The organism is Streptomyces sp. NPDC046727 (assembly GCF_040645635.1).
Lineage (GTDB): Bacteria > Actinomycetota > Actinomycetes > Streptomycetales > Streptomycetaceae > Streptomyces.
Genome location: NZ_JBEYYR010000033.1, coordinates 85,659 through 107,109, shown reverse-complemented (window position 1 = coordinate 107,109; position 21,451 = coordinate 85,659). Strand labels below are relative to the sequence as shown.

The window sequence follows — 21,451 nt, the reverse complement described above, 5'->3', positions numbered from 1 at the left end:
ACCTTCTTCACGTCCGGCTCGTTCTCGTACATCCCCCGCACCTCGCCGGCCTCGCTGTAGCGCGGGTGGCTCGGGTCGGTGATCCCGGACAGCGGGATGCCCTTGCCCAGGACGTCGGCGGGCATCGCCTTGGTGATGCGGTCGCCCATCGCGTACGGGTAGCCCAGCACGCGTGCGGAGTCCTTGATCGCGTTCTTGGCCTTGATCGTGCCGTACGTACCGATCATGGCGACCTTGTCGGCGCCGTACTTCTCGGTCACGTACCGGATCACCTCGACGCGCCGGCGCTCGTCGAAGTCGATGTCGACATCCGGCATCGAGATGCGCTCGGGGTTCAGGAACCGCTCGAAGATCAGACCGTGCGGGATCGGGTCCAGGTCGGTGATGCCCATGGCGTACGCGACGATCGAACCGGCCGCGGAGCCTCGCCCGGGGCCGACCGCGATGCCCTGCTTCTTGGCCCACATGATGAAGTCGGCGACCACGAGGAAGTAGCCGGGGAAGCCCATCGAGATGATGGTGTCCATCTCGTAGTCCGCCTGCTTCTGGCGGTCCTCGGGGATGCCGCCCGGGTAGCGGCGCTCCATGCCGCGGCGGACCTCCTCCTTGAACCAGGTGACCTCGGTGTAGCCCTCCGGGATGTCGAACTTGGGCATGAGGTCGCGCTTCTCGAACATGCCGGTGGTGTCGACCATCTCGGCGACGAGGAGCGTGTTGGCGCAGCCCTCCTGCCAAGCGTCCGAGGAGTCGATGGCGTACATCTCGTCCGTGGACTTCAGGTAGTAGCCGGTGCCGTCGAACTTGAAGCGGTCGGGGTCGGAGAGGTTCTTGCCGGTCTGGATGCAGAGCAGGGCGTCATGGGCGCCCGCCTCGTGCGCGTACGTGTAGTGCGAGTCGTTCGTCACCAGCGGGGGGATGCCGAGCTTCTTGCCGATCTCCAGCAGGCCGTCGCGGACCCGGCGCTCGATCTCGATGCCGTGGTCCATCAGCTCCAGGAAGTACCGGTCCTTGCCGAAGATGTCCTGGTAGTCGGCGGCGGCCTTCAGGGCCTCGTCGAAGTGGCCGAGGCGCAGCCGGGTCTGCACCTCGCCCGAGGGGCAGCCGGTGGACGCGACGATCCCCTCGGACCACTGGGCGATGGTCTCCTTGTCCATGCGGGGCCACTTCTGCAGCCAGCCCTCGGCGTACGCGTCCGAGGAGAGCCGGAAGAGGTTGTGCAGACCGGTACGGTTCACGGCCCACATCGTCTTGTGGGTGTAACCACCGGAACCGGAGACGTCGTCCCGCTTCTGGTGCGGCTGGCCCCACTGCACCTTGCGCTTGTTGCGCCGGGACTCGGGGGCGACATACGCCTCGATCCCGATGATCGGGGTGATTCCGGCCTTCTTCGCGGAGTGGAAGAAGTCGTACGCCCCGTGGAGGTTGCCGTGGTCGGACATGGCGATGTGTGTCATGCCCATCTCATTGCAGGCGTTGAACATGTCCTTCAGCCGCGCGGCACCGTCCAGCAGCGAGTACTGGGTGTGAACGTGCAGGTGCGTGAAGGGCGGCTTCGACACGGTTTCGGCCTCCGGGGAAACACTCGGCGACGGGCTGGCGGACAGTTCTGGGGTCAGCGTCGAAGTCTATGCCTCGGGACTGACAGCCGACGGGCACTACCGCGTACCGTCGTGCGTTGGAGACGGCAGAAACGCTGTCGTACAGGCAATGCACCAGGAGGCACCCCGCGATGTCGGTCCCCCAGCTCGACGAGGAGCAGCGCGGCGAGGAGATCCTCGCCGTCTTCGACACCGCCTTCGGCCGGCTCCTGGCCGCCGACCCGGCCGCGTTCCGGGTGAAATTCCGGAAGATGGCGGCCTCGGCCTTCGCGTTCTACCGGGGCACGGCGTGCCTCTTCTACCACGACCTCGACGCGGAGAAGCGGGGCGGCCCCTACCTGGACGACCGCACCTCGCGCGTGTGGATCCACGGCGACCTGCACGCCGAGAACTTCGGCACGTACATGGACTCCAACGGCCGCCTGGTCTTCAACGTCAACGACTTCGACGAGGCGTACGTCGGGCCCTTCACCTGGGACCTCAAGCGCTTCTCGGCGTCCATCGCGCTCATCGGCTACGCGAAGGCGCTCAGCGACGAGCAGATCACCGAGCTGGTGACGGTCTACGCCGCCGCCTACCGCGAGCGCATCCACGCCCTGGCCACGGGCGCCAAGCGGGACGAGGTGCCGCCGTTCACCCTGGACACCGCGCAGGGTCCGCTGCTCGACGCGCTGCGTGACGCGCGCTCGCTGACCCGCTTCGCGCTGCTGGACTCGATGACCGAGATCCGCGACTTCGAGCGCCGCTTCGCCCCGGGCGGCGGCTCCATCGAGCTGGACGCGGCCACCCGCTACAAGGTCCTGGCGGCCTTCGACGGCTATCTGGAGACGCTGCCGGACTCCTCCCTGGCCCGCCCGGACTCGTACCGGGTGAAGGACGTCGTGGGCCGCCGGGGCATCGGAATCGGCTCCGCGGGCCTGCCGTCGTACAACATCCTCCTGGAGGGTCACAGCGACGCCCTGGAGAACGATGTCGTGATCTACATCAAGCAGGCCCAGACCCCGGCCGTCTCCCGGCACATCACGGATCCGGCCATCGCGGAGTACTTCCAGCACGAGGGCCACCGCACGGTGATCTCCCAGCGCGCCCTGCAGGCGCACGCCGACCCGTGGCTGGGCTGGACCGAGCTGGACGGCGCGGGCCAGCTGGTCGCCGAGGTCTCGCCGTACGCCGTGGACCTGGACTGGGGCGACATCGACGACCCGGAGGAGATCGCGGCCGTCGTCGCCGACCTGGGCCGGGCCACCGCCACGATGCACGCGGCGGCGGACGACACCTCCGGCGAGTCCCTGGTGCCGTTCTCCACCGAGCGGGCCATCGACGCGGCCCTCGCGGCCGACGAGGAGGGCTTCGCGCCCCTGCTGGTGGACTTCGCGCACGGCTACGGCGCACGCGCGCGTGCGGACCACCAGATCTTCCTCGACCTGTTCCGCAACGGCCGGATTCCGGGGCTGTAACCTCCGCGGATTCACAGGCACCCTTTAGGGGTCCCTTACTCGCGTACGTGACAGACTCTCCTTTCGCTATGGACATATCCGGGACCCAGCTCAGAGCCGTGCGCGCGGCGCTGTTCACGGCCTTCGTCGTGACGCTCAGCACCGCGTCGCACGTGCTGCTGTCCCGGGCTCCGCTGCCGCTGGCGACCGTGGGCGCGGTCGCCGCCGGGGTGTTCGTCACCGCGTACGCGCTGGCGGGCCGCGAGCGCGGCTTCGGCCGGATCGCCGCCCTGCTGATCCCGCTGGAGCTGGCCGCCGACACGGTGTTCACCACCGGCCAGCACACCTGCTACGGCCGGGCGGGCGGCCCGGTCGCGGGCCCGCTGCGCGCGGTCGGCCTGGACGTGCTGTGCGAGGGCTCGGTGGGCACCCCGCTGGCCCGGATGACCGGCGACCCCGAGCACGCCGGAGCGCTGCTCGCGCACGCCAGCCCGGCCGCCGCCTGGCTGGTGCTTGCCGCGCACATCGGCGTGGGCCTGCTCGCCGCCGCCTGGCTGCGCCGGGGCGAGCGGGCGCTGACCCAGCTGCTGCGCGCGGTCGCCGCCACCACCTTCCGGCCGCTGCTGCTGGCCGTGGCCGCGGTCGCCGTACGGCCGCTGCCGGCCCGCCGGCTGCCGCGCCCGGCCCCGCGCCGCGCCGCCGCCCGCGACCGGCTCCTCGTGCACTCCCTGGGACGGCGTGGACCGCCGTGCTCACCGGCATTCGCCTGAGCACGACCAATCCCCCACACGTATCCCGCGTACGACGTGTGCGCGTCCCCCATGGAGAACACCACTATGAGCAAGCGGAACAGCCAGGCGGCGAAGAACGCGGCCCGGGAGCGGCTGCGCCAGGAGCGCGAGCGGCAGGCCAAGCGCGACAAGGTCAGGCGGCAGCTCGTCGTGGCCGCCTCGGTCGTGGCCGTCCTGGCCGTGGCCGGCGGCATCGGCTACCTCGTCGTCCAGGCCAACAAGCCCGCCCACTGGGAGGCCGCGAAGGACGACAGGCTCGTCAAGCCGGCCAACACCTCGGGCAAGGACGGCACGACGATCGTCCTCGGCAAGAGCAGCGCCAAGAAGACCCTGGTCATGTACGAGGACCCGCGCTGCCCGGTCTGCGCGACCTTCGAGCAGACGGTCGGCCCGACCGTCAAGAAGGACCTCGACGCCGGCAAGTTCAAGATCCAGTTCGTCGGTGCCACCTTCCTCGACAAGAACCTGACCGGCGAGGGCTCCAAGAACGCGCTCAGCGCCCTGGGTGCCGCGCTCAATGTCAGCCCCGAGGCCTTCCTTGAGTACAAGACCGCGATGTACGAGAAGAAGTGGCACCCCGAGGAGACCACCGACAAGTTCAAGGACGACGCCTACCTGATCGAGATCGCCGACACGGTTCCCGCCCTGAAGGGGAACGCGGCCTTCCAGAAGGCTGTGAAGAACGGCACCTACGACCGGTGGGCGCTGGAAGAGTCCAAGATCTTCTACAAGGACGACATCTCGGGCACCCCGACCCTGAAGATGGACGGCAAGAAGCTGACCGGCCCCGACGGCAGGAACGCGCCGATGTCCGTCGAGGAGTTCAACACCGCGCTGGAGGCGGCCCTCAAGGGCTGAGCTGACGTTCCGTGAAAGAGCGGGCGAACTTTTGTGAGTTCGCCCGCTCTGGCGCGTACCGATCAGTAACCTGATCGACCGTGACCAGTCGATACAGATCATCCGAGGCCGCCCGCGGCCTCGACTCGCTTTCCCCTCGCCGCCGTACGGTCGTCAAGGCCGCGGCGGCGACCGCTGTCCTGGCCGGCCCGCTGGCCGCCGCACTGCCGGCCCGCGCCGCCACGGGCACCCCCGCCTTCCTGCACGGTGTCGCCTCCGGCGACCCGCTGCCCGACGGCGTGCTGCTGTGGACCCGCGTGACCCCGGTCCCGGAGGCGATACCCGGTTCCGGGGTCGGCCCGGACACCGAGGTCAGCTGGGTCGTCGCCAAGGACAAGGCGCTGACGAACGTCGTCGCCAAGGGCTCCACCACCGCGAAGGCCGCCTCCGACCACACCGTGAAGGCCGACATCCGCGGCCTGGAACCGGCCACCGACTACTGGTTCCGCTTCTCGGCCGGCGGCACCGACTCGCCGGTGGCGCGCACCCGCACCGCGCCGGCGGCGAACGCGGACGTGTCCTCCTTGCGGTTCGGCGTGGTCTCCTGCGCCAACTGGGAGGCGGGCTGGTTCTCCGCCTACCGCCACCTCGCCGCCCGCAACGACCTGGACGCCTGGCTGCACCTCGGCGACTACATCTACGAGTACAAGTCCGGCGAGTACGCCACCCGGGGCAAGGTCGTCCGCCCGCACGCCCCGGCGAACGAGATCCTCACCCTCGCCGACTACCGGATCCGGCACGCGAAGTACAAGACGGACCCCGATCTGCAGGCCCTGCACCTGAAGGCGCCGGTCGTCGCGATCTGGGACGACCACGAGTTCGCCGACAACGCCTGGTCGGGCGGCGCGGTCAACCACACCGAGGGCGCCGAGGGCGCCTGGGCAGACCGTCAGGCCGCCGCCAAGCAGGCCTACTTCGAGTGGATGCCGGTCCGCCCGGCCGTCGCCGGCACCACCTACCGGCGGCTGCGCTTCGGCAAGCTCGCCGACCTGTCCCTGCTGGACCTGCGTTCCTTCCGCTCCCAGCAGGCGTCCACGGCGAGCGGCTCGGTGGACGACCCGGACCGCACGCTCACCGGACGCGCCCAGCTCGACTGGCTGAAGGCCGGACTGAAGGCCTCCGACACCAGGTGGCGGCTGGTCGGCAACTCGGTGATGATCTCGCCGTTCTCCTTCGGCTCCCTCTCCGCCGACCTGTTCAAGCCGCTCGCCAAGCTGCTCGGACTGCCGCAGGAGGGCATCGCCGCCAACACCGACCAGTGGGACGGCTACACCGACGACCGCCGCGAACTGCTGGCCCACCTGCGCTCCAACGCCATCGGCAACACCGTCTTCCTGACCGGTGACATCCACATGGCGTGGGCCAACGACGTGCCGGTGGACGCGGGCACCTACCCGCTGTCGGCGTCGGCGGCCACCGAGTTCGTGGTGACCTCGGTGACCTCCGACAACCTGGACGACATCGTGAAGGTGCCCGAGGGCACGGTCTCCGCGATCGCCTCGCCGGTCATCAAGGCCGCCAACCGGCACGTCCACTGGGTGGACACCGACCGGCACGGCTACGGCGTGCTGGACATCACCGCCGACCGCGCGCAGATGGACTACTACGTCCTGTCCGACCGCACCGACCCGAATGCCACGTCCAGCTGGGCGCGCTCCTACCTCACCCGCAGCGGCACCCAGAAGGTCGAGCGGACCTACGACCCCGTCTAAACGCCCGCTACAGGCTGTCGAGGAAGCCGAGCGCCACCCGCCACGTGGCCTCGGCGGCCTCGGCGTCGTAGTCCGGCAGCCCGGGGTCGGTGTAGAGGTGTCCGGCCCCGGCGTACCGGTAGACCTCCACGTCGGCGCCCGCCCGGCCCATCTGCAGATACCAGGCGCTCAGCCAGTCGTCCGTCTCGAACGGGTCCGGCTCGGCCACGTGCAGCTGCACCGGCAGCTCGTCCACGTGCGCGTTCGGCGCGATGTCCGACGTGCCGTGCAGGAGCAGCAGCCCGCGCGCCTTCTCGTCGCCGAGCGCGAGGGTCTGGGCGACGGAGGCGCCGAGCGAGAACCCGGCGTACACCAGCCCCCGCTCCGAGTACGGCGCCGCCGCCAGCACGGCCCGCCGCAGCAGCTCCTCCTTGCCGACGGTCTCCTTGAACTCCATGCCCTCCTCGACGGTGTCGAAGGTGCGGCCCTCGAAGAGGTCCGGCGTCCACACCTCGTGGCCGGCCGCGCGCAGCCGGTCCGCGGCCTCGCGCACCGCGGGCCTGAGCCCGTAGGTCGAGTGAAAGAGCATGATGTTCATGAGGCCATGGTGCCAGCAGGGCCGGTCGGAGCCCTACCGCGGCCGTCCCGGCCGGCTTCCCCGAAATTCACATGTTCATGCCCTGCCGAAGCCGGTTACGTTCGGAGGCATGGAGACCGTACTCCGTCCTGTCGTCGTGGTCGGCGGTTCCGTGATCCTGACCGTCCTCATCGGCTGGGTCACGGACATGCTGCTGCGCAAGGCCGACGAGCGCCACAGAGAGACTCCGCTGTGGGGCCTGCTGCGGCGTGGCCGTGTGCCGTACCAGATGGTGCTGTGCGCGGCCCTGCTCAGAGGCTCCTACGACCAGGCGGAGCTGCTCCAGGAGCACCGGACCGGCGTCGGCCGGACGCTGACCCTGGTGCTGATCGGAGCGGCGGCCTGGCTGGTGATCCGGATCGCGGCGGCCGTCGTCGAGACGTCGTACACCCGCTACGCCCGCGCCCAGCAGGATCCGGCGCGGGTCCGGCGTGTGCGCACCCAGGTGACGCTGATCATGCGGGTGGTGGCGGCGGTCGTCGGCGTGGTCGCCGTGGCGGCGATGCTGCTGACCTTCCCGGCGATGCAGGCGGCCGGCGCCTCCCTGCTGGCCTCCGCCGGCGTCCTCGGCATCGTGGCCGGCGTCGCGGCCCAGTCCACGCTGTCGAACATGTTCGCCGGGCTGCAGATCGCCTTCGGGGACATGGTCCGGCTCGGCGACACGGTCGTCGTGGACGGTGAGTGGGGCACGGTCGAGGAGATCACCCTGACCTTTCTGACGGTACGGACCTGGGACGAGCGCCGGATCACCATGCCGGTGTCGTACTTCACCTCCAAACCCTTCGAGAACTGGTCCCGGGGCACCCCGCAGATGACCGGGATCGTCTACTGGCATCTCGACCACAGCGCCCCCATGGAGGCGATGCGCGAGAAGCTGCGGGACATCCTGCGCGAGTGCCCCGCCTGGGACGGCCGCGCCTGCAGCCTGCAGGTGACGGACACCACGCCCAACACCGTCCAGGTGCGCGCACTGGTGACGGCGAAGGACGCCGACGACATCTGGACGGTGCGGGTCACGGTCCGCGAGCAGATGATCACCTGGCTGTCCACGGAGCACCCCTACGCGCTGCCCCGGGTGAACACCGCGGAGGCGGTGCTCCCGCCGCACCACGTCCCCTCTCCGGACGGGGCCTCCCTCCGCAGGGCCTACGACTTCCCGCGCACCGGCCGGGGCTGACGACCGGCCGGGCTCAGTGACCGCGCTCGGCACCCCCGTTCACCTGTATGACCTGGGAGGTGATGTGTCCGGCGAGGGGCGAGGCCAGCCAGTGCAGGGTCGCCGCGACGTCCCCCGGTGTGCCCGCGCGGCCGTTCACGGTCTCGCCGACGAGCCGGGCGCGCCGCTCCTCGGTCATGCCGTCGCCGAAGAACTCGGTGTCCTCGACGTACCCGGGCGCGACCACGTTCACGGTGACGCCGCGCGGCCCCAGCTGCCGGGCGAGGTCGTGGGCGTACGGGTGCAGCGCGGCCTTGGCCGCTGCGTAGGCGCCGCTGCCCGAGCCCCGGTAGGCGGCGATGGAACTCAGGAACAGCACCCGCCCGCCGGGGTCGGCGAGCCGGTCCTTGAGCGCTTCGGTGAGGAGAACGGCCGTCAGGGTGTTGAGCCGGAAGTTGACGGTCCAGTCGTGGGCCACGCGGTCGAGGGGGTCGTCGCTGCCGGGGCCCGGCTCCAGGTTTCCGGCGCCTCCCGCACTGTGCACGAGCACGTCGACGGTGCCGAGCTCCTGGGCGACGAACCGGGCGACGCCCCGCACGTCACCGGGCTCGGTCAGGTCCGCCGCACAGGTGAGCGCCCCCGGCACGCCGGCCTTCTCCAGCACCTCCGCGCGCCGCCCGAGCAACAGCACGCGGTCCCCGTCCGCCGCGAACACCCGCGCCGCCGCACGGCCGATGCCCGTACCGCCACCACTGATCACGATGTTGCGAGTCATGATCCGAGAGTAGGTGCGCCCGGCGACGGCTGCTGGGAGTTATCCACAGCATCGGTGCATTTATATGATCAATTGGGTGAACGTGGACGCACCGCTCACCGCAGGCTGCGCACGTCGAGATGGCGCAGCACCCGGTCCACGATCTCCGGATCCGCCCCGGGCTCGCTGCGCGCCGCCAGCACCTCGTGCCGCGCGGCGCTGAGCATCTCGTTCTGGATGCGCCGCACCCGCCGGAGCCGCTTGGCCCGCTGTCGCTGCGCCTCACGCCGCTCCTCGTCCCCCATGTCCGGGCTGATCCGGATCCCGATGTCGAAGGCCCGTCGCAGCATCTGCTCGGCCAGGTCCTCCGGCAGATCCTCCACCTGCTCGATCTCCCGCAGCCGGCGCTTCGCCGCCTTGGCCGCCCGGACCGCCAGCTCCTTCTCGAACTCCTTCTCCCGCTCGGAGTCGGCCCGCACCCCGAGCCGCTTCACCAGCCACGGAAGCGTCAGCCCCTGCACCACCAGCGTGGCGACGATCACCCCGAACGCGATGAAGATGATCTCGTCCCGGTCGGGGAACGGAGACCCGTCCGCGGTCCTGAGCGGCACGGCCAGCGCCAGCGCCACCGAGGCCACCCCGCGCATCCCGGACCACCACATCACGACGGTCTCCCGCCAGCTCACCGGGATCTCCTCGTCGTAGTCCCGGCGGGCGTGCAGCCGCTTGGTCAGCCAGGTCGCCGGCAGCAGCCACAGCAGCCGTACGACGACCACCACGCAGACGACGGCCGCTGCCCAGCCGAGCATCTCGGGCCAGCGGCCCTGGGCCGTGCGGATGGCGTTGTGCAGTTCCAGGCCGATGAGTCCGAAGGCGACGCCCGTGACGAGGGTGTCGATGATGTCCCAGAAGGTGTGCCCGGCGAGCCGGGTCATCACGTCGTCGGCGCCGGTGGCGTACTCGGCGAGGAAGAGCGCCGTGGTGAGCACGGCGAGCACTCCGGAGCCGTGCAGTTTCTCCGCGAGCACGTAGGAGGCGTACGGCACCAGCAGGGTCATGCCGATCTGCAGGGTCGGGTCGCCCAGCAGGTCCATCAGCCGGTTCGCGCCCCAGCCCAGCACCAGGCCCACGGCCACCGCGACGACGGCGGACAGCACGAGGTCGAGCCCGGCCTGCCAGGGCGAGAACGAGCCGCTCACGGCGGCGGCGATCGCCACGTGGTACAGCACGATGGCCGTGACGTCGTTGAAGAGGCCCTCGCCCTCCAGGATCGACACCAGGCGGCGCGGCAGCCCCAGCTGACCGGCGACGCTGGTCGCGGCGACCGGGTCGGGCGGGGCGATCAGGGCGCCGAGCGCGACGGCGGCGGCGATCGGCAGCCCGGGCACGATCGCGTTGGCGACGAACGCCACGCACACCGTCGTCACGAACACCAGGGCGACGGCCAGCAGGAAGATCGGGCGGATGTTGGCCGCGAACTGCCGCCATGAGGTCCGGCGGACGGCGGCGTAGAGCAGCGGCGGCAGCAGACCGGGCAGGATCAGGTCCGGCGGGATGTTCACGTTCGGCACGAAGTCGGCCACCGCCAGGGCCCCGCCGAACAGGGTCATGAGCACCGGCGCCGGCACCCCGAACCGGTCCCCCAGCGGGACGCTCACCAGGGCCCCGAGCAGCAGGACGAACAACAGGACCAGCTGATCCACGGACGGCGCTCCGGGGGTCGACGATCGCACGGCAGATCTCAAGCCTGCCACGGCGCCCGCGCCCCGGCCGTCCCGACGCCACCCGGCCCGCGCGCCCCCCGGCGGCACCCCTCACGGCTACCCGGCGACGTCCGGCACGGCAGCATCCCTCAGGGCCGCCCGGCAGTGACCACCGCGGCTACAGGGACCGGCGCATCGCCCGGTGCGGGATGCCCGCGTCCGGGAACTCCGGGCCGTACGCCGCGTAGCCCAGGCGCTCGTAGAAGCCCAGGGCGTGCGTCTGGGCGTGCAGGTCGACCGCCGTGAGACCACGCGCGCGTGCCGCGTCCTCGATGGCGCGGACCAGGGCCGCGCCGACGCCGAGCCCGCGCGCCTCCTGGGACACGGCGAGCCGCCCCAGGGAGCCGACCGCCGGGTCCCCGCCGGTCTTGCCGGCCGCCGCCTCGCCGTACAGCAGCCGGCCGGTGCCCAGCGGCACCCCGTCCTCGCGGACCGCCAGCACATGCACGGCCACGGCGTCGTAGGCGTCGTACTCGATGTCCTCGGCGACGCCCTGCTCGACCACGAAGACCTGCTTGCGGACCGCGAAGCACGCCTCGCGGTCGGCGGGGTCCTCGGCGACCCGGACGGCGTAGGACGGGCTCACGCCCATGTCTCCTCCCGGACCTGGTCGAGGGCCTTCTGGAGGTCCTCGGGGTAGTCGCTCGCGAACTCGACCCAGCCGCCGTCGCCGGGGTGCTCGAAACCGAGGCGGACGGCGTGCAGCCACTGGCGGGTCAGGCGCAGCCGCTTGGCGAGGGTCGGGTCGGCGCCGTAGGTGAGGTCGCCGACGCACGGGTGGCGGTGCGCGGCCATGTGGACGCGGATCTGGTGCGTGCGGCCCGTCTCCAGCTTCACGTCCAGCAGGGAGGCGGCGCGGAAGGCCTCGATGAGGTCGTAGTGGGTCACCGAGGGCTTGCCGTCGGCGGTGACCGCCCACTTGTAGTCGTGGTTCGGGTGGCGGCCGATCGGGGCGTCGATGGTGCCGCTCATCGGGTCCGGGTGGCCCTGGACCAGCGTGTGGTAGCGCTTGTCGACCGTGCGCTCCTTGAACTGGCGCTTCAGCGACGTGTACGCGTACTCCGACTTGGCGACCACCATCAGGCCCGAGGTGCCGACGTCCAGACGGTGCACGATGCCCTGGCGCTCGGCGGCGCCGGAGGTGGAGATCCGGTACCCCGCGGCGGCGAGACCGCCGATGACGGTCGGGCCGGACCAGCCCGGCGACGGGTGCGCGGCCACGCCGACCGGCTTGACGATCACGACCACGTCATCGTCGTCGTGCACGATCTCCATGCCCTCGACCGGCTCGGCGACCACCTGCACCGGCGCGGGCGCCTGCGGCATCTCGACCTCCAGCCAGGCGCCGCCGCGCACCCGCTCGGACTTGCCGACCACCGCGCCGTCGACCTGGACCTTGCCGGCCGCGGCCAGCTCCGCCGCCTTCGTGCGGGAGAAGCCGAACATGCGGGAGATGGCGGCGTCGACGCGCTCGCCCTCCAGGCCGTCGGGCACGGGCAGGGTACGGATCTCGGGAATCGTGCTCACCCGTCGAGTATGCCGGACGGGCCGGACGGCCCCGAACGGGCCTGTGGAAAACCCGGGCTCAGGCGCTCGGGCACTCAGTCCTTGTGGACCGTGCCGTCCGGGTCCAGGCCGCGGAAGGACAGCAGCACGATCAGGATGCCGCCGCACACGATCGCCGAGTCGGCGAGGTTGAACACCGCGAAGCCCTTCGGCGCGATGAAGTCCACCACCTCGCCCTCGAAGACACCGGGCGCCCGGAAGATCCGGTCGGTGAGGTTGCCGAGCGCGCCGCCGAGCAGCAGGCCGAGCGCGACCGCCCAGGGGAAGCTGTACAGCTTGCGGGCCAGGCGGATGATCACCACGATCACGGCCGCGGCGATCAGCGTGAAGATCACGGTGAAGGCCGCGCCGAACCCGAAGGCGGCGCCGGGATTGCGGATCGCGTGCAGCTCCAGCAGATCCCCGACCACCTGGATCGGCGCGTGGCCCTCCAGCCGGGACACGACGAGCATCTTGCTGATCAGGTCGAGGGCGTACGCGAACGTGGCCACCGCGAACAGTACGGCGATCCGGCGTCCGCGGCCGGTCCGCCGCGGTGCCGGGGCCTGCCGCTCGCCCGCGCCGGCCTCCCCGGGCACGCCGGCCGCGCCGGAGCCGACCGGTGCTCCGGCCGCCGCCGTCCGCTGGCCGCCGTCGTCCGGGGTGTCCGGCGTACCGATGATGCGCTCCGCCTCTGCCACGTGAGTCCCTCAACCTAGGTGCCTGACTGAGGACGAGACTACGGCACGCCCCGACGGCCCCCCACGCTCAGGAGCGACGTTCCTGCTTCTGCTTGCACTCCACGCACAGCGTGGCCCTCGGGAACGCCTGCATACGGGCCTTGCCGATGGGGTTGCCGCAGTTCTCGCACAGGCCGTAGGTGCCCGCGTCGAGCCGTTCCAGGGCGCGCTCGGTCTGGATCAGCATCTCGCGCGCGTTGGCGGCCAGGGCCAGCTCGTGCTCGCGGGTGATGTTCTTGGTGCCGGTGTCGGCCTGGTCGTCTCCGGCGCCGTCCCCGGAGTCCCGCATCAGGCCGACGAGGGACGCCTCGGACGAGCTGAGCTCCTCCTGAAGCCGCTCCACCTCGGACTGCAGCTCCGCGCGGGCCTCGGCGACCTCTTCCGGGGTCCAGGGGTCCTCACCGGGGCGCACCGCCAGCTCGCCGGGCTCCGCCGCGGCGACGCGTGCCTTGGGAACGGCGGTCTGAGCCGCCGTGGCCGTGCCAGGAGTCTTCTTCGCAACCACTGTCGTGGCTCCCGTCTGCTTCGCGGCCCGCGCCGCGCCCGCTTTCTTGGCCGTGCTCTTCTCGGCCGCCTTCTTCACCGCGGCCTTCTCGGCAGCGGCCTTCTCAGTGGCGGTCTTTTCAGTGGCGGTCTTCTCGGCGACGGTCTTCTTGGCGGCCGTCTTCTTCGCGGCGGCCTTCTTCGGGGCCGCCTTCTCCACTCCGGTCTTCTCCCCGGCGGCCGCCTTCCTGGCCGCCGCCTCCTTCACGGCCGACTCCTCACCGGCCGACCTCTTGGTGGCGGTCCCCTTGGCCACGGCCTTCTCGACCACCGCCTTCTTGGCACCGGTCTTCTCAGCCGCCGCCCTGCCGGCCGCCTCCTTGCCGACCGTCTTCTCGCCGGCCGTCTTCTCGCCGGCCGCCTTCTTGCCAGCCGTCTTCTTGTCAGCCGCCCCCTTGTCGGCCGTCTTCCCACCGACGGACTTCTTGGCGACCGTCTTCTTGGGCACCGCCTCCTTGTCAGCGGCCTTCTTCGCGACCGTCTCCTTGGCAGCCGTCTTCTTCGCGACCGCCCTCTTCGCCCCCGCCTTCCCCGCGGCCCTCTCCTCGGCAGCCGTTCGCTCGGCGGCCGTCTCCCTGACCGCCGGCTTCTTCGCGATCGTCCTCTTGGCGACCGGCTTCGTGGCCGCCGAGTTGTTGGCAGCCGACTTCCTGGCGGCCGACTTGCGCGGGGCCGTCTTCTCGGTGGCAGGCCTCACGCCGGTCTTCCCGGTCGCCGGCTGCTGTACGGCGGTCTTCTTCACCACCATGGCCGCGGCCCCTTCACATATTGTGATCTTGCTCGCGAATCGTGCTGGGACGATAAATCGACTTGAGTCCCGCGGCAACGGGGCACACCGCCCGATTCGCCCGCCCGCACCCCCCGAGCCACGGGCCTGCATCCGTTGTGCCCAGCTCCCCGCCGGGTAATCCGCCGGGCCCCGCCCGCACGCACCCCGGCGCCCACGCCCTCGCCATTCGGGTCATGCGACCAGGTCGTACGGCCTGCGCCGGGGCCGCACGGAAAACCGGTCCGCCACTGTCCGCGGGGCGCCGTACACTGGGCGGAGCGAGAAGCGTGGATGGGGACGAGTAGCGGCGTACGCAGCCCAGAGCGACCCGGGGACGGTGTGAGCCCGGGGGCGAGCGCGACGTGAAGATCACCCCGGAGCCGCCGGAGGAAAGCCGCAGCCGCGAGGCCATGGCGAGTAGAACCGGCTTCGCGACCCCAATGAGGGGGCTCACCGGCGTGTACGGCGCGCCGGAGGGCCAAGGAGGGTGGTACCGCGGGAGCGCGCCGCACACGGCGTAGACAGGAACGAAGGCTCTCGTCCCTCCGACGGAAGGCAGCAAGTCCGTTGGAGGATGCTCGCAGATGACAGCGCCGACGTACCGCCAGGTGCCCGCACAGGTCGACCTGCCCGCTCTTGAGCACGCCGTGCTCGACTTCTGGCGCGAGCAGAAGATCTTCGCCAAGAGCCTGGAGCAGTCCGAGGGCCGCCCGGAATGGGTGTTCTACGAAGGCCCGCCCACCGCCAACGGCATGCCCGGCGCCCACCACATCGAGGCGCGCGTCTTCAAGGACGTCTTCCCCCGCTTCCGCACCATGCGCGGCTACCACGTGGCCCGCAAGGCCGGCTGGGACTGCCACGGCCTGCCCGTCGAGCTGGCCGTCGAGAAGGAGCTGGGCTTCTCCGGCAAGCAGGACATCGAGGCGTACGGCATCGCCGAGTTCAACGCCAAGTGCCGCGAGTCCGTGCTCCGCCACACCGACGCGTTCTCCGAGCTGACGACCCGCATGGGCTACTGGGTCGACCTGGACGACGCGTACGTCACCATGGACCCCGAGTACGTGGAGTCCGTCTGGTGGTCGCTGAAGGAGATCTTCACCAAGGGCCTGCTGGTCCAGGACCACCGCGTCGCCCCCTGGTGCCCGCGCTGCGGCACCGGTCTGTCCGACCACGAGCTGGCGCAGGGCTACGAGACGGTCGTCGACCCGTCCGTGTACGTCCGTTTCCCGCTCACCTCCGGTCCGCTCGCCGGCCAGGCCGCGCTCCTGGTGTGGACGACGACCCCCTGGACCCTGGTGTCCAACACGGCCGTCGCCGCCCATCCCGAGGTCACCTACGTCGTCGCGACCAACGGCGAGGAGAAGCTCGTCGTCGCCGAGCCGCTCGTCGCCAAGGCGCTCGGCGAGGGCTGGGAGACCACGGGCCAGACCTTCACCGGCGCCGAGATGGAGCGCTGGACGTACCAACGTCCGTTCGAGCTGGTCGAGTTCCCGGAGCCGGCGCACTACGTGGTGAACGCCGACTACGTCACCACCGAGGACGGTACGGGTCTGGTCCACCAGTCCCCCGCCTTCGGTGAGGACGACCTCAAGGTCTGCCGTTCCTACGGCCTGCCCGTGGTCAACCCGGTCCGCCCGGACGGCACCTTCGAGGAGGACGTCCCGCTGGTCGGCGGCGTCTTCTTCAAGAAGGCGGACGAAAAGCTCACCGAGGACCTCCAGCAGCGCGGCCTCCTGTTCCAGCATGTCGCGTACGAGCACAGCTACCCGCACTGCTGGCGCTGCCACACCGCGCTGCTCTACTACGCGCAGCCCTCCTGGTACATCCGCACCACGGCGATCAAGGACCGCCTGATCCAGGAGAACGAGAAGACCAACTGGTTCCCGGAGACGGTCAAGCACGGCCGCTTCGGCGACTGGCTGAACAACAACATCGACTGGGCGCTGTCCCGCAACCGCTACTGGGGCACCCCGCTGCCGATCTGGCGCTGCGAGGACGACCACCTCACCTGCGTCGGCTCCCGCGCGGAGCTGACCGAGCTGACCGGCACGGACCAGTCGGCCCTGGACCCGCACCGCCCGTACATCGACGAGGTCACCTTCGCCTGCCGTCACGACGGCTGCGGCAAGACGGCCACGCGCGTGCCGGAGGTCATCGACGCCTGGTACGACTCGGGTTCGATGCCGTTCGCGCAGTGGGGCTACCCGTACAAGAACAAGGAGCTGTTCGAGAGCCGGTACCCGGCCCAGTTCATCTCCGAGGCGATCGACCAGACCCGTGGCTGGTTCTACACGCTGATGGCCGTCGGCACGCTCGTCTTCGACAAGTCGTCGTACGAGAACGTCGTCTGCCTCGGCCACATCCTGGCCGAGGACGGCCGCAAGATGTCCAAGCACCTGGGCAACATCCTGCAGCCGATCCCGCTCATGGACCAGCACGGCGCCGACGCGGTGCGCTGGTTCATGGCGGCCGGCGGCTCCCCGTGGGCGGCCCGCCGGGTCGGCCACGGCACCATCCAGGAGGTCGTCCGCAAGACGCTGCTGACGTACTGGAACACGGTCGCCTTCCAGGCGCTGTACGCCCGTACGTCGAACTGGGCGCCGTCCGCGGCGGACCCGGCTCCGGCCGAGCGCCCGGTGCTGGACCGCTGGCTGCTGTCCGAGCTGCACGCGCTGACCGACCAGGTGACCCAGGCGCTGGAGGCGTACGACACCCAGCGCGCCGGCAAGCTGCTGTCCGCGTTCGTCGACGACCTGTCCAACTGGTACGTCCGCCGCTCCCGCCGCCGCTTCTGGCAGGGCGACAAGGCCGCGCTGCGCACGCTGCACGAGGTGCTGGAGACGGTCACCAAGCTGATGGCGCCGATCACCCCGTTCATCACCGAACGGGTGTGGCAGGACCTGATCGTTCCGGTCGCCCCGGGCGCGCCGGAGTCCGTGCACCTGGCCGCCTGGCCGGAGGCGGACCTGTCGGCGATCGACCCGGAGCTGTCGAGGCAGATGGTCCTGGTCCGCCGGCTGGTGGAGCTGGGCCGCGCCACGCGCGCGGAGTCGGGCGTCAAGACCCGTCAGCCGCTGTCCCGCGCGCTGATCGCGGCCACCGGCTTCGAGGCCCTGGACCGGGAGCTGCACACGCAGATCACCGAAGAGCTGAACGTCGAAGCACTGGCGTCGCTCAGCGAGGTCGGCGGCAGCCTGGTCGACACGACGGCCAAGGCCAACTTCCGGGCGCTCGGCAAGCGGTTCGGCAAGCGCGTCCAGGACGTGGCGAAGGCCATCGCGGGCGCCGACGCGGCCGCTCTCTCCCTCGCCCTGCGCGAGGGCACGGCGTCCGTGGACGTCGACGGTGAGACGGTGACCCTCGCTCCCGACGAGGTGATCATCACGGAGACCCCGCGCGAGGGCTGGTCGGTGGCCTCCGACTCCGGTGCCACGGTGGCGCTGGACCTGGAGATCACGGAGGAGCTGCGGCAGGCGGGCCTGGCCCGGGACGCGATCCGGCTGATCCAGGAGGCCCGCAAGAACAGCGGCCTGGACGTCGCCGACCGGATCGCCCTGCGCTGGACCTCCACGGACCCGGCGGTCGTCGCGGCCCTCACCGAGCACGCCGAGCTGATCGCCGACGAGGTGCTGGCGACCGACTTCGGCCAGGGTGAGGCGGACGAGACGTACGGCGAACCCTTCACGGACGAGGGCCTGTCGCTCACGTTCTGCCTGCGCAAGGCGTAACCGCCGGACAGCCGGAAGGCCCGGCCCCCTGGTACGGGGGCCGGGCCTTCGCGTCACGGAAGAGCGATCAAGCACGCCGGGGCGGGCCGGATTCGAACCGGCGTCCTCCTAGATGCCATCGAGGCGCGACAACCATCTGCGCTACGCGCCCCGGCGCACCCGGAACGCTACACGAGCCGATCATCAGGGCCCAACGGTTTTCCGGGGCCCCGCGCTTCCCCTGCGTGCGGTAGCGCAGCACGGCATGCGCGCCCCTTCGGCACTCCGCGCAACCCGCGTAAAAAGGGCGCGGCCCCGGATCGAAACCCGGGGCCACGCCCTGAACGCTGCCGACGCCTATGGCGTACTACTCACCGTGCCCGGTGCTCAGTTGTCGTCCTCGTCGATCAGGAACCCACGCATCGGCGAGGGAGCCTGGCCCATCGGGGACGGACCCTGCGGGCGGACCGGAGCCATGGGCTGCGTCATGGCCGGGGTCATCTGCTGCTGGCCGCCGTAGGACGGGGCGGACGGAGCGGGCGAGCCGCCCATCGTCTGGTTGCCGCCGTAGGACGGGGCGCTCGCGCCGGCCGGGGCCATGGAGGGCGCCGGGGACGGCGGCAGCGAAGCGGTGGCCGGAGTACGCGGCGGGGCCAGGGAGTCGTCGGCCTGGGTCTCCAGCTGACGCAGCTGCGACTCCAGGTACGACTTCAGGCGCGTGCGGTACTCGCGCTCGAAGCCGCGCAGGTCCTCGACCTTGCGCTCCAGCGTGGCGCGCGCGGACTCCAGGGAGCCCATGGCGACACGGTGCTTCTCCTGCGCGTCCCGCTCCAGGGCGTCGGCCTTGGCACGGGCGTCCCGCTCCAGACCCTCGGCGCGGCTGCGGGCCTCGCCGACGATCTTGTTGGCCTCGGAACGGGCCTCGGCGATCGCCTGGTCGGCGGTCTGCTGGGCCAGCGAGAGGACACGGGCGGCGCTGTCGCCACCGGGGCCCTGACCGGGGCCGCCCATCGGACCGCCCATGGGGCCGCCCATCGGACCACCCATCTGCTGCTGCATGGGCGGCTGACCGCCCATCGGGCCCTGACCCATCGGACCCTGGCCCATCGGGCCGGGACCCTGCGGGCCGCCCTGACCGCCGGGGCCGGCGGGCAGCTGCGGGGCACCGCTCGGCAGCTGGGGCGGGCCACCCATGGGGCCACCCATCTGCTGCTGCGGCGGGCCCGATATGCCGGCGGGCACCGGAGCGCCGGGACCTCGCATCCCCTGCTGAGGCATGCCCTGCTGAGGCATGCCCTGCTGCTGCTCCTGCTCCGGAGGCTTGCGCATGTTCTGCTGGTTCTGGGCAGCGGCTCGCGTCGCCGCGGCCAGCTTGGCGCGCAGGTCCTCGTTCTCGCGGAGCAGACGGGTCAGTTCGGCTTCGACCTCGTCGAGGAAGGCATCGACCTCGTCCTCGTCATAGCCTTCTCGGAGGCGGACGGTCGTGAACTGCTTGTTCCGCACGTCCTCGGGGGTCAACGGCATCTCTTCACCTCAACGTAGTCATCGGCAGTCGGCAAGACCGGATCGTCCCCACACTCACCTCACGAAGCTCTGCGCGATGGAGATGAGAATGTAGACGATGATCATCAGTACGAAGAAGGACAGGTCGAGCGCCACGCCCCCGAGACGCAGCGGCGGGATGAACCGCCGCAGAAGCTTCAGCGGTGGATCGGTGACAGTGTAGGTGGCCTCCAGTACGACCACCATCGCCTTGCCGGGTTGCCACGAGCGGGCGAACTGGAACACGTAATCCATGACCAGCCGGAAGATGAGCACGACGAGGAACACCATCAGCGCGATGTAGATCACCTGCGCGAACACGCTCATGGCCTGTGGTTCCCTCTCCCCTGTCCTGTGCTCTTCCGTGCATCGATCCGGTCGTGCGTCTCAGCTCTGGTTGAAGAACCCGCCCTCTGCGATGCGGGCCTTGTCCTCCGCCGTGACATCGACGTTAGCAGGAGACAACAGGAACACCTTCTGCGTCACCCGCTCGATGCTGCCGTGAAGACCAAACACCAAACCGGCCGCAAAGTCGACAAGTCGCTTCGCATCTGTGTCATCCATCTCAGTCAGATTCATGATCACCGGGGTGCCCTCACGGAAGTGTTCCCCGATGGTACGGGCCTCGTTGTAGGTCCGGGGGTGAAGCGTGGTGATCCGGTACGGCTCTCGTTCGGACACGACCTTGGGCATGATCACCGGTGCGTTCTTCTCCAGGGACTGACGTTCTTGTGTGATGGATGCCACGGGCGCGATGCGCGCCGGACGTCCGGATTCCGCGGCGAGCGAAGCCGAACGGGCCACGGGCTCGCGAGGCGCGGGCGGTTGCACGATTCGCACCTCTTCGTCCCTTTGGGACTGGTGTGCGCTGTGCGACTGGTGTGACGGTTCATGCCGTCGGTGGTCCCGCTCGGGCTCCGGGTCCAACTCGGGCTCGAAGTCGTCGTCGGGGTCGAATCCGCGACCGTCGTACCCATCGTCCTCCACGAGGCCGAGGTAGACCGCCATCTTGCGCATCGCGCCGGCCATTCTCTGAGTCCTCCGCTCTGTGGTGGATCGACTGACGACTGCCAAGTGCCCGCGATCCACGTGGTCGTTGTGCCCGCCTTGGCGCGCATTGACCATATTTTCTGCTGTGGTCCGACTTCCTGGCGACGTTACCCGAGCCTGGGGCGGACTCCGAGTACCGCAGTGCCGACGCGCACATGTGTCGCCCCGGCAGCCACGGCCTGTTCGAGGTCCGCACTCATCCCTGCCGACACCATGGTTGCAGTCGGATGGGCTCGGCGCAGGTCAGTCGACAAATCCATGAGGCGGTCGAACGCCGCCCGTTCACGCCCCGCGTACTCCCCGGTGAGCGGAGCGACGGTCATCAGTCCGTCGAGCCGCAGCCCGGGCGCGTCGGCGACGGCGTCGGCCAACTCTTCGATTCCGCCCGGCGCCACGCCCCCGCGCTCGCCCCGCTCGCTCTCGCCGGCGTCCAGTGCGACCTGGATCAGGCAGCCCACCTCGCGCCCGACGCGCACCGCTTCTTTCGACAGGGCGGAGACGAGCCGGGAACGGTCGACGGACTGCACGACATCGGCGTAACCGACCACGGAACGCACCTTGTTGGTCTGCAACTGGCCGACAAAGTGCCACTTCAGGGGCAGATCCGCACAGGCGGCGGCCTTGGGGGCCGCGTCCTGGTCGCGGTTCTCGGCGACATGGCGCACACCGAGTTCCGACAGGATCCGCACATCGCTCGCCGGGTAGGTCTTGGTGACCACGATCAGGGTCACCTCCTCCCGCTCGCGCCCGGCCACCCCGCACGCGGCGGTGATGCGCTCTTCCACCTTCGCCAGGTTTGCGGCGAGTTCGGTCTTACGGTCCGTCATGCCCC

Annotated in this window: 18 protein-coding genes and 1 tRNA gene; 6 read left to right on the top strand and 13 right to left on the bottom strand. The window is 70.5% G+C overall.

The annotated features are described in order from the left end of the window. Positions 1-1,559, bottom strand: a 1,559-nt coding sequence (gene dnaE, locus ABZ937_RS32255) for a DNA polymerase III subunit alpha (RefSeq protein WP_361696934.1), incomplete at its 3' end; no start/stop codon positions are given. A gap of 170 nt (positions 1,560-1,729) precedes the next feature. Between dnaE and ABZ937_RS32250 the strand changes: the two genes are divergently transcribed. From ABZ937_RS32250 to ABZ937_RS32235, 4 genes are all read left to right on the top strand, one after another. Continuing rightward, positions 1,730-3,055, top strand: a complete 1,326-nt coding sequence (locus ABZ937_RS32250; protein ID WP_361696932.1) for a DUF2252 domain-containing protein — start codon at positions 1,730-1,732, stop codon at positions 3,053-3,055. 68 nt (positions 3,056-3,123) lie between these two features. Then, positions 3,124-3,804, top strand: coding sequence for a hypothetical protein (locus ABZ937_RS32245; RefSeq protein WP_361696930.1), 681 nt, complete (start codon positions 3,124-3,126; stop codon positions 3,802-3,804). Between the two features lie 66 nt (positions 3,805-3,870). Next, positions 3,871-4,683, top strand: a complete 813-nt coding sequence (locus tag ABZ937_RS32240; RefSeq protein WP_361696928.1) for a DsbA family protein — start codon at positions 3,871-3,873, stop codon at positions 4,681-4,683. Positions 4,684-4,763: 80 nt separating this feature from the next. After that, positions 4,764-6,434 (top strand): alkaline phosphatase D family protein, encoded by a 1,671-nt coding sequence (locus ABZ937_RS32235; RefSeq protein WP_361696926.1) that lies wholly within the window; start codon positions 4,764-4,766, stop codon positions 6,432-6,434. 7 nt (positions 6,435-6,441) lie between these two features. Here the strand turns inward: ABZ937_RS32235 and ABZ937_RS32230 are convergent, their stop codons facing one another. Further along, complete coding sequence (locus ABZ937_RS32230) at positions 6,442-7,011, bottom strand: dienelactone hydrolase family protein (protein ID WP_361696924.1); 570 nt, start codon at positions 7,009-7,011, stop codon at positions 6,442-6,444. 109 nt (positions 7,012-7,120) lie between these two features. On the opposite strand from ABZ937_RS32230, the gene ABZ937_RS32225 reads away from it, so the two are divergent. Then, on the top strand, positions 7,121-8,227 hold the full coding sequence (locus tag ABZ937_RS32225; RefSeq protein ID WP_361696922.1) for a mechanosensitive ion channel domain-containing protein: 1,107 nt from the start codon (positions 7,121-7,123) through the stop codon (positions 8,225-8,227). 13 nt (positions 8,228-8,240) lie between these two features. Here ABZ937_RS32225 and ABZ937_RS32220 read toward each other — a convergent pair whose 3' ends face one another. The 6 genes from ABZ937_RS32220 to ABZ937_RS32195 form a co-directional block, all read right to left on the bottom strand. Further along, positions 8,241-8,981 (bottom strand): SDR family oxidoreductase, encoded by a 741-nt coding sequence (locus tag ABZ937_RS32220; protein WP_361696920.1) that lies wholly within the window; start codon positions 8,979-8,981, stop codon positions 8,241-8,243. A gap of 95 nt (positions 8,982-9,076) precedes the next feature. Beyond that, on the bottom strand, positions 9,077-10,663 hold the full coding sequence (locus ABZ937_RS32215; protein ID WP_361696918.1) for a Na+/H+ antiporter: 1,587 nt from the start codon (positions 10,661-10,663) through the stop codon (positions 9,077-9,079). Positions 10,664-10,841: 178 nt separating this feature from the next. Then, a complete protein-coding gene (locus ABZ937_RS32210; protein ID WP_361696916.1) occupies positions 10,842-11,315 on the bottom strand; it encodes a GNAT family N-acetyltransferase in 474 nt (157 codons plus the stop codon). Next, positions 11,306-12,250, bottom strand: a complete 945-nt coding sequence (locus tag ABZ937_RS32205; protein ID WP_361696914.1) for an RluA family pseudouridine synthase — start codon at positions 12,248-12,250, stop codon at positions 11,306-11,308. The genes ABZ937_RS32210 and ABZ937_RS32205 overlap by 10 nt, the downstream gene beginning before the upstream one ends. Positions 12,251-12,324: 74 nt before the next feature. Continuing rightward, positions 12,325-12,969 carry a signal peptidase II gene (gene lspA, locus ABZ937_RS32200; RefSeq protein WP_361696912.1) on the bottom strand — a complete coding sequence of 215 codons (645 nt, stop codon included), beginning with the start codon at positions 12,967-12,969 and terminating at the stop codon, positions 12,325-12,327. 67 nt (positions 12,970-13,036) lie between these two features. Then, entirely contained in the window at positions 13,037-14,299 is a 1,263-nt protein-coding gene (locus ABZ937_RS32195) for a histone H1-like repetitive region-containing protein (protein ID WP_361696910.1), read from the bottom strand. Between the two features lie 605 nt (positions 14,300-14,904). On the opposite strand from ABZ937_RS32195, the gene ileS reads away from it, so the two are divergent. Beyond that, a complete protein-coding gene (gene ileS / locus ABZ937_RS32190) occupies positions 14,905-18,048 on the top strand; it encodes an isoleucine--tRNA ligase (RefSeq protein ID WP_361696908.1) in 3,144 nt (1,047 codons plus the stop codon). A 77-nt stretch (positions 18,049-18,125) separates the two neighbouring features. On the opposite strand, the gene ABZ937_RS32185 is transcribed toward ileS, so the two are convergent. From ABZ937_RS32185 to ABZ937_RS32165, 5 genes are all read right to left on the bottom strand, one after another. Further along, positions 18,126-18,200, bottom strand: a tRNA-Ala gene (locus ABZ937_RS32185). A 214-nt stretch (positions 18,201-18,414) separates the two neighbouring features. Further along, a complete protein-coding gene (locus ABZ937_RS32180; protein ID WP_361696906.1) occupies positions 18,415-19,551 on the bottom strand; it encodes a DivIVA domain-containing protein in 1,137 nt (378 codons plus the stop codon). Between the two features lie 54 nt (positions 19,552-19,605). After that, positions 19,606-19,896 carry a YggT family protein gene (locus ABZ937_RS32175; protein WP_059248823.1) on the bottom strand — a complete coding sequence of 97 codons (291 nt, stop codon included), beginning with the start codon at positions 19,894-19,896 and terminating at the stop codon, positions 19,606-19,608. Positions 19,897-19,956: 60 nt separating this feature from the next. After that, on the bottom strand, positions 19,957-20,598 hold the full coding sequence (gene sepF / locus ABZ937_RS32170; protein ID WP_361696904.1) for a cell division protein SepF: 642 nt from the start codon (positions 20,596-20,598) through the stop codon (positions 19,957-19,959). A 128-nt stretch (positions 20,599-20,726) separates the two neighbouring features. Continuing rightward, a complete protein-coding gene (locus tag ABZ937_RS32165) occupies positions 20,727-21,446 on the bottom strand; it encodes a YggS family pyridoxal phosphate-dependent enzyme (RefSeq protein WP_361696902.1) in 720 nt (239 codons plus the stop codon). Positions 21,447-21,451 lie beyond the last annotated feature (5 nt).

Bases quoted from the DNA above. Each gene is read 5' to 3' on its own strand.
- ABZ937_RS32165 (WP_361696902.1), bottom strand. From the start codon at position 21,446: ATGACGGACCGTAAGACCGAACTCGCCGCAAACCTGGCGAAGGTGGAA.
- ileS (WP_361696908.1), top strand. From the start codon at position 14,905: ATGACAGCGCCGACGTACCGCCAGGTGCCCGCACAGGTCGACCTGCCC.
- ABZ937_RS32175 (WP_059248823.1), bottom strand. From the start codon at position 19,896: ATGAGCGTGTTCGCGCAGGTGATCTACATCGCGCTGATGGTGTTCCTC.
- ABZ937_RS32230 (WP_361696924.1), bottom strand. From the start codon at position 7,011: ATGAACATCATGCTCTTTCACTCGACCTACGGGCTCAGGCCCGCGGTG.
- ABZ937_RS32245 (WP_361696930.1), top strand. From the start codon at position 3,124: ATGGACATATCCGGGACCCAGCTCAGAGCCGTGCGCGCGGCGCTGTTC.
- ABZ937_RS32240 (WP_361696928.1), top strand. From the start codon at position 3,871: ATGAGCAAGCGGAACAGCCAGGCGGCGAAGAACGCGGCCCGGGAGCGG.
- ABZ937_RS32220 (WP_361696920.1), bottom strand. From the start codon at position 8,981: ATGACTCGCAACATCGTGATCAGTGGTGGCGGTACGGGCATCGGCCGT.
- ABZ937_RS32250 (WP_361696932.1), top strand. From the start codon at position 1,730: ATGTCGGTCCCCCAGCTCGACGAGGAGCAGCGCGGCGAGGAGATCCTC.
- sepF (WP_361696904.1), bottom strand. From the start codon at position 20,598: ATGGCCGGCGCGATGCGCAAGATGGCGGTCTACCTCGGCCTCGTGGAG.
- ABZ937_RS32225 (WP_361696922.1), top strand. From the start codon at position 7,121: ATGGAGACCGTACTCCGTCCTGTCGTCGTGGTCGGCGGTTCCGTGATC.
- ABZ937_RS32180 (WP_361696906.1), bottom strand. From the start codon at position 19,551: ATGCCGTTGACCCCCGAGGACGTGCGGAACAAGCAGTTCACGACCGTC.
- ABZ937_RS32210 (WP_361696916.1), bottom strand. From the start codon at position 11,315: ATGGGCGTGAGCCCGTCCTACGCCGTCCGGGTCGCCGAGGACCCCGCC.
- ABZ937_RS32195 (WP_361696910.1), bottom strand. From the start codon at position 14,299: ATGGTGGTGAAGAAGACCGCCGTACAGCAGCCGGCGACCGGGAAGACC.